The organism is Arthrobacter sp. 2YAF22_2 (genome assembly GCF_052114645.1).
Lineage (GTDB): Bacteria > Actinomycetota > Actinomycetes > Actinomycetales > Micrococcaceae > Arthrobacter.
The window spans coordinates 1-10,800 of the sequence record NZ_JBFRFD010000049.1 but is presented as its reverse complement, the minus strand read 5'-3'; the positions used below and the strand labels follow the sequence as shown (position 1 = coordinate 10,800).

Annotated in this window: 11 protein-coding genes; 3 read left to right on the top strand and 8 right to left on the bottom strand. The window is 67.0% G+C overall.

The annotated features are described in order from the left end of the window. On the top strand, positions 1-1,177 hold a 1,177-nt coding region (locus tag AB4Y86_RS03735; RefSeq protein ID WP_441400199.1), incomplete at its 5' end, for a thiamine pyrophosphate-dependent enzyme. 135 nt (positions 1,178-1,312) lie between these two features. On the opposite strand, the gene AB4Y86_RS03730 is transcribed toward AB4Y86_RS03735, so the two are convergent. After that, positions 1,313-2,176 carry a hydroxymethylpyrimidine/phosphomethylpyrimidine kinase gene (locus AB4Y86_RS03730; protein ID WP_441400198.1) on the bottom strand — a complete coding sequence of 288 codons (864 nt, stop codon included), beginning with the start codon at positions 2,174-2,176 and terminating at the stop codon, positions 1,313-1,315. 142 nt (positions 2,177-2,318) lie between these two features. Between AB4Y86_RS03730 and AB4Y86_RS03725 the strand changes: the two genes are divergently transcribed. Further along, positions 2,319-3,734 carry an MFS transporter gene (locus AB4Y86_RS03725; protein WP_441400196.1) on the top strand — a complete coding sequence of 472 codons (1,416 nt, stop codon included), beginning with the start codon at positions 2,319-2,321 and terminating at the stop codon, positions 3,732-3,734. Between the two features lie 118 nt (positions 3,735-3,852). Here the strand turns inward: AB4Y86_RS03725 and AB4Y86_RS03720 are convergent, their stop codons facing one another. From AB4Y86_RS03720 to AB4Y86_RS03710, 3 genes are read right to left on the bottom strand one after another with little or no spacing between them, the layout of a single operon-like run. After that, positions 3,853-4,284 (bottom strand): hypothetical protein, encoded by a 432-nt coding sequence (locus tag AB4Y86_RS03720; RefSeq protein WP_441400194.1) that lies wholly within the window; start codon positions 4,282-4,284, stop codon positions 3,853-3,855. Next, on the bottom strand, positions 4,281-5,183 hold the full coding sequence (locus AB4Y86_RS03715) for a TIGR01777 family oxidoreductase (protein WP_441400192.1): 903 nt from the start codon (positions 5,181-5,183) through the stop codon (positions 4,281-4,283). Before AB4Y86_RS03715 ends, AB4Y86_RS03720 begins: the two co-directional genes overlap by 4 nt. Positions 5,184-5,217: 34 nt before the next feature. Next, entirely contained in the window at positions 5,218-5,874 is a 657-nt protein-coding gene (locus AB4Y86_RS03710; RefSeq protein ID WP_441400190.1) for a TetR family transcriptional regulator, read from the bottom strand. 260 nt (positions 5,875-6,134) lie between these two features. On the opposite strand from AB4Y86_RS03710, the gene AB4Y86_RS03705 reads away from it, so the two are divergent. Further along, positions 6,135-6,830 carry a queuosine precursor transporter gene (locus AB4Y86_RS03705; RefSeq protein ID WP_441400188.1) on the top strand — a complete coding sequence of 232 codons (696 nt, stop codon included), beginning with the start codon at positions 6,135-6,137 and terminating at the stop codon, positions 6,828-6,830. A gap of 95 nt (positions 6,831-6,925) precedes the next feature. On the opposite strand, the gene AB4Y86_RS03700 is transcribed toward AB4Y86_RS03705, so the two are convergent. The 4 genes from AB4Y86_RS03700 to AB4Y86_RS03685 form a co-directional block, all read right to left on the bottom strand. Beyond that, positions 6,926-7,888 (bottom strand): type IV toxin-antitoxin system AbiEi family antitoxin domain-containing protein, encoded by a 963-nt coding sequence (locus tag AB4Y86_RS03700; RefSeq protein ID WP_441400186.1) that lies wholly within the window; start codon positions 7,886-7,888, stop codon positions 6,926-6,928. A gap of 163 nt (positions 7,889-8,051) precedes the next feature. Next, complete coding sequence (locus AB4Y86_RS03695; RefSeq protein WP_441400185.1) at positions 8,052-8,801, bottom strand: dienelactone hydrolase family protein; 750 nt, start codon at positions 8,799-8,801, stop codon at positions 8,052-8,054. A gap of 22 nt (positions 8,802-8,823) precedes the next feature. Next, positions 8,824-10,122: a tRNA guanosine(34) transglycosylase Tgt gene (tgt, locus tag AB4Y86_RS03690; protein WP_441400183.1), complete on the bottom strand. Its 1,299-nt coding sequence runs from the start codon at positions 10,120-10,122 to the stop codon at positions 8,824-8,826. 33 nt (positions 10,123-10,155) lie between these two features. Further along, positions 10,156-10,800, bottom strand: a 645-nt coding sequence (locus AB4Y86_RS03685) for an SRPBCC domain-containing protein (protein WP_441400181.1), incomplete at its 5' end; no start/stop codon positions are given.

Sequence of the window (10,800 nt, the reverse complement as noted above, 5' to 3'; positions counted from 1 at the left end):
CCGTGCCAGCGTGCAGGAACTGGCGGACGCCATCAACGACGCCGGGAAGGTGGCCATCTTCGCGGGCGCCGGCGTCGACGGCGCGCATGACGAGGTGATCGCCCTGGCGGAGCTGATTTCCGCGCCGATCGGGCACTCGCTGCGCGGCAAGGACTTCATGCAGTACGACAACCCCTATGACATCGGCATGACCGGCCTGCTCGGCTACGGTGCCGCGGCCGAAGGGATCGAAGACGCGGACCTGCTGATCCTGCTCGGCACGGACTTCCCCTACGACCAGTTCCTCCCCGGGACCCGGACGGCGCAGGTGGACCGGGCCGCGCAAAACCTGGGCCGGCGGACCGACGTCGACGTCGCCGTGCATGGCGACGTGCTGCCCACCCTCGCTGCCCTGATGCCGTTGCTGAAGCCGAAGAAGAGCCGCAGGTTCCTCGACGCGATGCTCAAAAAGCACGACCGGCTGATGAACAAAGCTGTCGGCGCGTACACCCGCAGGGTCGAAAAGACCGGACCCATCCACCCCGAATACGCTGCCTCGCTGCTGGACCAGGTGGCGGCGGAGGACGCGGTCTTCACGGCGGACACGGGCATGTGCAATGTCTGGACGGCGCGGTACATCAACCCGTTGGGCACGCGGCGGCTGATCGGGTCGTACCTGCACGGCTCCATGGCCAACGCACTCCCGCATGCCATCGGCGCGCAAGTGGCCTACCCGGGACGGCAGGTGATTTCGGTATCCGGCGACGGCGGCCTGTCCATGCTGCTGGGGGAGCTGATCACGGTCGCGGCGCACCGGCTTCCGGTAAACGTTGTGGTGTTCAACAACTCCACCCTCGGCATGGTGAAGCTGGAGATGCTGGTGGACGGGCTCCCCGACTTCGGGGTGGACGTCCCGGACGCCAACTACGCGGACGTGGCCCGGGCCCTGGGATTCCACGCAGTCCGCGTCACGGACCCGTCCAAGATCGAGGCCGCCTACCGGGAGGCGTTCGCGCACCCCGGACCCTCCCTGGTGGAGCTGATCACGGATCCCAAGGCCCTCTCGCTCCCACCGAAGATCAAGGGCGCACAGGTCCTGGGCTTCGCCACGGCCATGTCCAAGGTGGTGCTGAACCGGGGCGCCGGCGAGGCCGTCAGCATGGCCCGCAGCAACCTGCGCAATATCCCGCGCCGCTGACGGCGGGAGTCCGGCCCCGGCGCCAGGTCCGGCCCCGGCCCCGCCGCCAGGTCCGGCCCCGCCGTTTCGATGGTTCCGTGCGGGGTCGACGGCGGGAAGCGTCGACGGGGCAGGGAACCGTCGAAACGGCCGGAGCTAGCGCGGGCCGCCCTGCCAGAGCGCGTCGAACGGGGCGCCCGAGGCCACCCGGTTCCGGATCCCCGCGGTGACAAAGTCCTTCGCCGTGCGGGCGGCCTCCAGCGGCGTCGCGCCCTTGGCCAGCTCGGCCGTCACGGCGGCGGCCAGCGAGCAGCCGGCGCCGGAGACCGCTACCTCGCCGATCTTCGGGGCGGAGAGCACTTCCAGCGTCTCGCCGTCGTAGTAAACGTCGACGGCGTCGGGCCCGGCAAGGCGCACCCCGCCCTTGGCCAGCACCGCGGCGCCGCTGAGTTCGTGGATGCGGACGGCCGCGGCCTTGAGGGACTCTATGTCGGTGATCTCGAGTCCGGAGAGCAACTCGGCCTCGAAGTGGTTCGGCGTGACGAAGGTGGCCAGCGGCAGGATTTGCGCCTTGAGCGCCTGATCGGTGTCCAGGGCGTGGCCCGGCTCCTGGCCCTTGCAGATCAGCACCGGGTCCAGCACCACGTTCTTGAAGCCGGAGTCGGCCAGCGCCGACGCGACCGTGGAAATTGTCGCAGGGCTGCCCAGCATGCCGATCTTCACGGTGTCCAGCACCGACCGTGCGCCGGACCCGGCGCCGTACGCCGCCGTCGTCGCCTCCAGTTGGTCGGCGATGACCTGCTGGTCCACCGGGACGAAGCGGTGGTTCCAGTTGTCCTTCGGATCGAAGGAGACAATGCAGGTCAGGTTCGCGATGCCGAAGACGCCGAGTTCCTGGAAGGTCTTCAGGTCCGCCTGCGCGCCGGCGCCGCCGGTGGCCTCGGAACCGGCGATGGTCAGGGCGACGGCGGGGGAGGCTGCGGCGTCGGAGGTCAGGTGGTCCACGGCGTTAGAAGTCATGGACCCATCCTGCCACCCCGGGAAAACTGGCCACATTGTGCTCATGACCAATATGACCACAACCCGGGTGTTCCGGATCACTGGGAATAAGGTGGCGGACGGCGTTGCTTTCTTGCGGCGCCGGATCCAGGAAGGTTCATTGATGAGCACCCAACTGTCCGAAGCGGCCCAGACCAGAAAAGCCGTCGGCAACATCCTCAAAGGCTCGGCCGGCAACCTCGTCGAGTGGTATGACCTCTACGTCTACACAGTCTTCGCGGCATATTTCCAGTCGCACTTCTTCAACTCCACCGACGACCTGCAGGCCGGCCTCGAGGCGATGGCCGTCTTCTCGACGTCGTTCCTGATGCGCCCGATCGGCGCTTGGTTCTTCGGCCGCTACGCCGACCGGAAGGGCCGCAAGGCAGCGCTGACGTTGAGCGTGACGATGATGTCCGCCGGTTCCTTCGCCATTGCGGTGCTCCCCACCCAGGACGTAATCGGCCTGTGGGCCATGATTCTGTTGGTTCTCATCCGCGTGATCCAGGGCTTCTCGGTGGGCGGCGAATACGGCACCAGCGCCACCTACATGTCCGAGGCCGCCACCACCAAGCGCCGCGGCTTCTTCTCCAGCTTCCAGTACGTCACGCTGATCGGCGGCCAGATGCTGGCCCTCCTCGTGCTGGTGATCCTGCAGAACGCTATGCCCAAGAGTGACCTGACCGAGTGGGGCTGGCGGATCCCGTTCGCGATCGGCGGCGTCGCCGCACTCGTGGTCCTGTGGCTCCGCCGTTCGATGGAGGAAACTGTTTCGGCCGAGCAGATCGAGGCCGCGAAGGCCCCCGCGATTGCGGGCGAGGCCCGGCCGGGTACCATGAAGCTGCTGTTCACCAGCTACTGGAAGCCGCTGATGATCTGCATCGGCATCACGCTCGGCGGCACGGTCGCGTTCTACACGTACACCAACTTCCTCCTGAAGTTCATGAACGATACCTCCGGGATCGCCAAGACCGATACCTCCGTGATCAACTTCTGGGCGCTGTTCATCTTCATGCTGCTCCAGCCGGTCTACGGCATCATCTCGGACAAGGTCGGGCGCAAGCCGCTGCTGCTCTGGTTCGGTATCACCGGCGTGCTCTTCACCTGGCCGCTGCTTTCCACCCTGGCCGGCACGAAGGATCCTTTCACGGCGTTCCTCCTGATGATGGGCGGGCTGCTGATCGTTGGCGGCTACACCTCCATCAACGCCCTGGTGAAGGCCGAGCTGTTCCCCGCCTCCATCCGCGCTCTCGGCGTCGGCCTGGGCTATGCGATCGCAAACTCGCTGTTCGGCGGCACCGTCCCGTTGATCGGCGCGGCCCTGCAGAAGTCCAACCAGGTGGACCTGTTCTTCACTTACGTCACGGTGGCGATCGGCATCTCACTGCTGGTGTACATCTTCGCGCTGAAGAACAAGAAGTCCACCCATCTTGACCACGAGCAGGGCCACGCCTGGGAGCCCGCCGACGTCGGCGCCGCTCCGGTCGTCCCCGGCCGCGAGGACGACGGCAAGGACCTCATCGACGCCTCGCGCCGCTAGGGTTCCTGCGGCTATCCGGACGCCGTTTCGACGGTTCCCTGCAGGCAAGACGCCGCGAAGCGTCGAACCGGCGGGGAACCGTCGAAGTGGCGCACCGCGGACGACGGCGGGTTGCTGGCTAGGGGGCTTCGGCGCCGGGAGCCGGCGGCCCGCCGAGGTCGTTAACGCGGGTGAGCCTCCAGACGCTGAGCCGGCCCATGGCTGCGGATACAGCCATGCCGGCGGCGGTCAGCAACATCGGCGGATCCGCGAAGCCGCCAAATGGAAGCCCGATCGCAGCGCCCAGGCCTCCGAATGCGGCAACGTGCAGCCACTGGTTCCGGACGGGCTGCAGCAGCGCCCCGAGGGGCATCCCCAGCGCCCAGCCGATGACAACCGCCGGGATCGCGCCCACCAGCAGGGCCGCGACGAGGAGGAAGCTGAAGCCTACGGCGCTCGGGGGTAGGAATAGCGTGTCGATGCTGAAGAGGACACAGAAGCTCACATGTGTCACCAGGATGCCGGTCCAGACCGCACCGGAGCCCAGCTGGACCCGCACCGGCCGGCTCACCGCCGCGGTCCGCCGAGCCGGTCCAACGCGGATTCCAGCCCGGGCTCCKGAAAAACGAATCCTGCATCGAGCAGCTTGCGGGGTTCAACCCAGCGGCTCTTAAGGACCAACTCGGCTTCAGTGCGGATCAGGACGCTTCCGAGCTTCAGTAGCCAACCGGGTGTTGGCATGCCCCATGGCACCCCGTATGACAGGCGGACCAGCCGCATCAATTCCCGGTTCTCCACGACCTCCGGCGCCGCGACATTGACCGGGCCGGTGACGTCAGGGCGTTGGTGCAGGAAGCCCACCGCACGGTAGAGGTCCTCAACATGGATCCAGCTGAACTTCTGCGTCCCCGTGCTCATCGGGCCGCCCAGGCCCAGCCGCGCCAGGTTCGCGAAGGGGCGCATCACTCCGCCTCCCGGTCCGAGCACAATCGCGATGCGCAGCGGAATCTTCCGGGTGCGCGGGGTCGGCGCCAGGTTCAGCGCATCCTCCCAGGCGCGGGCGACGTCGACGGAGAACCCGGTGCCTGGCTCGCCGTCGTCCTCCGTTTGGGGCCGGTCCTCGGCATTCCGGTAGAGGGTTGCCGTGCTGGCGTTCAGCCAGGTCGCCGGGGGAGTGCGGGAGCGCGAGATGGCGCGGCAAAGTTCCGCCGTCGTGGACACACGGGAGTCCAGGATCTCGGCCCGGTTCCGCGCGTTGTAGCGGCAGTTGACCGAACGACCTGCCAGGTTCACCAGCAGGTCGGCGCCCTCGAGTGCGTGGACGAGGCCGCCGTCGTCTCCCCAGCGCACCGTGTCGGACGGAGAGCGGCCGATGGTCCGAACCTCCCAGCCGTCCTGCCCGAAGCGGTGCTGGAAGTAGCCGCCGATGAATCCGGAGGCGCCGGACAGGACCACAATGTTCTTTCGCATGATTCCCCCGATATTTGTGTGCTGTTGGCCGGTGCTAGCCGCGAACGCTGCGGCTTAAGTCCAAGGCGTCGTCCAGAATCCGGCTGGCCCTGGGAATCCGCGTGAGTGACAGTCCGCGGGCAATCAGCGGGGCGAGGCCGTCTACGAGCTTCCGGGTGCGGCGTTGTCCAGATGAAGTGTCGTACACCCAGAAAAGGGTCACGCCCATGTATGCCAGCCACAGGAGCTCGGGAAGTTCGGCGCGGAGCTTCCGGGCGGCGGCGGGACTGGCGCCGTCGGCCGCGGTGCGGAAGATCGCCAGCGAGGCTTCCCGGGCAGCCGTCGAGGCGTCGTTGAATGGGTTGACGGGCGACGCCGGACGGATGGCGGTCGCGATGAACTCGGCACCAAAGCGGTGGTACGGCGCCATCACGTCCAGCCCGGCATGCATCGTAGCCTTTAGCCTGCCGCTGAGATCCTTGACGCCGACGACGGCCTCCGCGGCCTTGTGGGCGTGCTCGGCCTGGACCTGCAGGTAGAGCTCGTGTACCAGGTCATCCTTCGAGGCGAAGTAGTAGTAGGCGTTCCCGACGGAGACGCCGGCTTCGGCTGCGATAGCGCGCATGGTGGTCTTTTCGAAGCCGAGGTCGCGGAACATACGCAGTGCGACGTCGGCCACCAGTTGCCGGGTCTGTTCGCTCTTGCCGGCCATGGGTGCTCCCCGCTGGTTGTCTGAACATGTTCAACTAGTGTGACACAAATTTGAACATGTTCAAAAAGTGTGGGCGTTCCGCATGGTGGGGTCCTCCGGGTGCCTGGCAGGTATACGGCGCGCGGGACCTGCCTCGCGGGTGCGAGAATGGAGGCGGTTCCACGCGCGCGTCGCAGGGGCCCTCCAGTGCTAATACAGCCGGCCGCCCCCGCATCCCCTTGTTCCGGGCCGCCGAGCGAACCACTACGAATGGAACACCCATGACTTCCGCCAAGACCTTGCCGGCCCCCGCCGCGCCAAAGTTCGCCTCGATCGGTTCCCCGTACTTCGGCATCATGCTGGCCGTCATGGCCGTGGTGCTGATCCTGTCCAACATCGGGGCGTCTAAGGGCGTCGCGATCGGCCCGATCATCACCGACGGCGGGTTCTTTCTCTTCCCGCTCGCTTACATTCTGGGCGATGTCATCAGTGAGGTCTACGGCTTCAAAGTGGCGCGCAAGGCCATCATGACCTCCTTCGCCCTGTCCGTGTTCGCGTCGCTCTCCTACTGGATCGTCATCGCGCTGCCTGGCTTCAACGACGACTACGGCGTGGCCAAGCAGTCGGCACTGGAGCTGGCCCTTGGTCCGGTGCCGCAGATCGTGCTCGCCTCCCTGCTGGCCTTCCTCGCCGGCCAGACCATCAACTCGTGGATCCTGGTGAAGATGAAGGCCCGGTCCGGGGAGAAGTCCTTGTGGGCCCGGCTGATGGGGTCCTCCGGCGTCGGCGAGTTCGTGGACACCCTGATCTTCTGCACCATTGCCGCGTCCGTTATCGGCATCACGGACTTCGGCATGTTTGTGAACTACGTGGTGGTGGGCTTCGTCTACAAGACCCTCGTGGAGTACCTGTTCGTGCCGCTGACTTCGCTCGTGATCCGGTGGATCAAGAAGCGCGAACCGAGCTACGGGATCTGAGCCGCAAGCGTTCACGGCGAGCCTTCCGGCACCCGTTCGCGCCCTCCGCATCCGCCGTTTCGACGGTTCCCTGCCAGCTCGATGTTGGGAATCGTCTAGCCGGCACGGGCCCGTCGAACCGGAGAACTATCGGCCGCGGCGCCCCGGTTCAATGCCTGCAGGACCCTGTACTTGAACTCCACCTCGTTGAACAGGTCCTTCCACTCGATCCGAAGGAACCTCCAGCCCATCTCCATTAGCGCCCTCTCGCGTTGCCGCTCCGCGAACAGGACCTCGCCGGTGGGCCGGTAATCGAAGTACTTGGTCTTGCCGTCGAACTCGAGGGCAACCTTGCGTTCTGGCCAGGCAAAGTCGAGCCGGTGTTCCCCGAGAGGACTCCGGACGAGGTACTGCAGCTCCGGCGGCGTGATCCTGAGCCGGTGCAGCAGTTCCCTCGTGAGGCTCTCCCCGGCCGACTCCGAACGAGGATCAGCCAGTTCGAGGGCCCGGCGCAGCGCGACCACTCCGTTGCGGCCGACCATACCGGAACACCGGGTGCGGAGCAGGCGAAGGTCCGCTCCCATGCGGGCGGCGTGATCGACCAAGATCACGGCCTGTTGCACGGTGAACATCAGGCAGCAGTCGACTACCGTGCGTTCCAGCGACGTGCAGGGGAGGCCGTCCACGAAGCAGAGCTCGTGGCCACCCACGAGACGGGTGTGGGCCACGACGTCGCGCCCGTGTGAGATCCCGGAGGGAGAGCCTTCTTGGGTGAGGTGCACGCGGTCATCCACGTTCCACAGCTGGAGGGCATGGAGGCTGGCACCCGAGATATGACTGTAAACGAACCCTCCCGCCGACGTCGTGAGCGTTCCGAGAGCATGCGCGGAAATCAGCTGCCGACGCTGCGCGGTGGCGTTCAAGCCGCGCCACCACTCCCCGCGGGCGTAGCAGCCACGGCGCAGACGGACGAGCGCTGCCATTTGTACCAGCCGTGCGACGGCGCGGGAATTGAGCCCGGACGCCAGGAGCTGGTCCGTGCGCCAGAGGTTTGCGGTGGGCGGCAGTTCAAGGAGCATGGGACCAGTCTCAATCGGACTCTCGCCGCCGGCCCAGTCACTTTTCCGGGCATGTGGACAACCACTTCGACGATTCCGCGCCGGGTCGACGCTGCCTGACGTCGAGCCCACACGGAACCGTCGAAACGGCGCGCGGACCGCCCGGCGCCCCGCCTGCGTCCCGTCAGGCCTTGAGTGTCCCGTCGAGAAGTTCCCGGAGCTCGCGGAAGTGCCGTTCCGTGGCCTCCTCGTCAAAGACCGAGGTGTCCGCCATCGAATAGCCGTGGGATGCTCCGGCGTAGACCTCGTTCGTCGCCTCCAAGCCGGCAGCGTCCAGGGCATTGCCCAGGCGCACGACGGCGTCGGGCGCCATGCTTTGGTCATGGTCGGCGTGGCCGAACACGAACCGGGCCCGGGCGTTGCCGAGTCCGAGGTGGGGGCTGTCGGGGGCGTCGGTGGCGAGTCCGCCGCCGTGGAAACCGCCGCAGGCTGCCACCACATCCGGGTGGGCGGTTGCGGTCCGCACGGCCAGCCGGGCGCCCATGCAGTAGCCGGTGACGCCGAGCGGGCCGGGCGCGACGCCGTCGAGCTCGGCGAGGGCATCCACCCACGCGTCGATGTCCGGCAGGGCTTTGTCCGTGGTGAGGCGTCCGACCCGCGGGAACGCGGCCGCGCCGGCGCCCCCGCGGCCTTCCGGAGTGCTCATGTCAGTTTCCGGTGCCAGTTCCGCGGCCGTTCCCTCGCGGTAGAAGACGTTCGGGGCCAGCACCACGTAGCCCCAGTCGGCGATGCGCTGCGCCATGTCCTGGATGCGGGGGCGCAGGCCGAAGGCGTCCATGTAGAGGATGACGCCCGGGAACGGGCCGGCACCGGTGGAAGGGCGGGCCACCAGGGCCTCGGCAGTGCCGTCTGCGGCAGGGATCTTGATGAACATCGGGCCAGCCTAGCCGACGTGCCTAGGAGTAGTAGCGCCCCACGGTTTCGGCCTTGAAGTCGAAGAAGGTGCCCGCCTCGATGGCGAGGCGCGCGTCGTCGACCATCTTCACCACGAAGCGCTCGTTGTGGATCGAGATCAGGGTGGCGGAAAGCATCTCCTTGGCCTTGAACAAATGGTGGATGTAGGCCCGCGGGTAATTCAGGCAGGCGTAGCAGTCGCAGCCTTCCTGCAGCGGGCCGAAGTCGCGCTTGTACTTGGCGCCGGAAAGGTTGAACCGCCCGTTGGGGTGGTAGAAGGCCGAGTTGCGGGCCACCCGGGTGGGGGAGACRCAGTCGAAGGTGTCSGCKCCGTTCTCAATGGCGGTGAAGATGTCGTCCGGTTCGGAGATGCCGAGCAGGTGCCGSGGCTTGTTCTCCGGGAGTTCCTCGTTGCACCAGCGCACGATCGTGCCCAGGTTCTCCTTTTCCAGCGCCCCGCCGATGCCGAACCCGTCGAAGTTCATGGCGCCAAGATCACGGCAGGCCTTGCGGCGCAGGTCCTCGTACTGGGCGCCTTGGATCACGCCGAAGAGCGCCTGGTAGGGCTTTCCGGCGCGCTCGTCGGTGAGCCGGAAGTGCTCGGTGAGGCAGCGCTCGGCCCAGCGGCGGGTGCGCTCCAGGGACTCCTCCTGGTAGCCGCGCGAGTTCTGCAGCGTGGTCAGCTCGTCGAAGGCGAACATGATGTCGGCGCCGATCTGGTGCTGGACGTTCATCGAGATCTCGGGGCTGAAGCGGTGCCGGTCGCCGTTGAGATGGCTCTTGAACCACACGCCTTCCTCGTCCACATGGGCCAGGCGTTCCTTGCCGGGGGCGACGGCGTCGTCGGGTCCCGAATTGTCCACCGACTTCATGTCGATGACCTTCTTGAACCCGGAGCCAAGGCTCATCACCTGGAAGCCGCCGGAGTCGGTGAACGTCGGTCCGCGCCAATTCATGAACGCGCCCAGGCCGCCGGCCTCGTCCAGGATGTCCGCGCCCGGCTGCAGGTACAGGTGGTAGGCGTTGGCGAGCACGGCCTGCGCGCCCAGCTCGGCGACGGCTTCGGGCAGTACGGCCTTGACCGTGGCTTTGGTCCCGACGGCGATGAACGCCGGGGTCTGGATCTCGCCATGCGGGGTGGTGATGGTGCCGGTCCGGCCCAGGAACTCCCCGCCATTGCCGCCCGCCTGCTGGCCCGACGGCGCGCATGTCTCGCTCAGGCGTTTGCCGACTCGGAAGGAAAACTCGGATTGCCGGGCGGGCAGCGGGGAGGACGGGGAAGATTCAGGATTCGCTGGCACCGTTCAAGTGTGCCAGCTAACACCGCGGAACCCTTAGTGCAGCGGGTCGGATGTGGGGTAGTTCTCAGCGCGCCAGGTATCCCAGTAGCCGCGGACGGACTCGAGTCGGTGGGCGCCGAGCCCGTAGGTGGAAACGATCGCCAGCGAGCCGCCGTGGGGCCGGAGCTCGGGGATGGCGGGCTGGTCCGCCACGATCAGGAGGCCGTCGCCGTGCTCGGCGTAGCTGTGGACGGTCAGACCGACCTGGTGGTTGCTCCGAAACCAGACCTTGCCGGAAATCTCCTCGCCGGTGGCCAGGGTGAGGGCATACTCCTCGCCGGCGGCCGGGACGTCGGCGACGCCCAACTTGGCGATCGCCGAGCCTCCGGTCCCGGGTACGGAGAAAAACAGCGTCCGGCGCGTGCCGTTGGGGTGCCGCTCCAGGGCGAACCGGAGCTGGTGCAGGAACGTGAGCCAGCCCTGGGTGATGTCCTCGTCCCAGGCTGCCCACTCCGAGTTGTGGTCCACCGCCGCGCGCGTCACGCTGACTTCGGTGCCGGTGGGGACCGGCTTGAGCGTGAAGATGTCGCCGTCGTTGACGATGACGGAGGTGTGGTCCGCGCTCTCGACCACGTTGGGGCTGAAGTAGATGGCTTCGATTTCGGCCGCCAGGTCATCGTCCTCCCAGCCGTGCCACTG

Coding starts and splice junctions, on each gene's coding strand:
- AB4Y86_RS03730 (WP_441400198.1), bottom strand. CDS start 2,176: ATGACTTCTAACGCCGTGGACCACCTGACCTCCGACGCCGCAGCCTCC.
- AB4Y86_RS03725 (WP_441400196.1), top strand. CDS start 2,319: ATGAGCACCCAACTGTCCGAAGCGGCCCAGACCAGAAAAGCCGTCGGC.
- AB4Y86_RS03710 (WP_441400190.1), bottom strand. CDS start 5,874: ATGGCCGGCAAGAGCGAACAGACCCGGCAACTGGTGGCCGACGTCGCA.
- AB4Y86_RS03705 (WP_441400188.1), top strand. CDS start 6,135: ATGACTTCCGCCAAGACCTTGCCGGCCCCCGCCGCGCCAAAGTTCGCC.
- AB4Y86_RS03700 (WP_441400186.1), bottom strand. CDS start 7,888: ATGCTCCTTGAACTGCCGCCCACCGCAAACCTCTGGCGCACGGACCAG.
- AB4Y86_RS03695 (WP_441400185.1), bottom strand. CDS start 8,801: ATGTTCATCAAGATCCCTGCCGCAGACGGCACTGCCGAGGCCCTGGTG.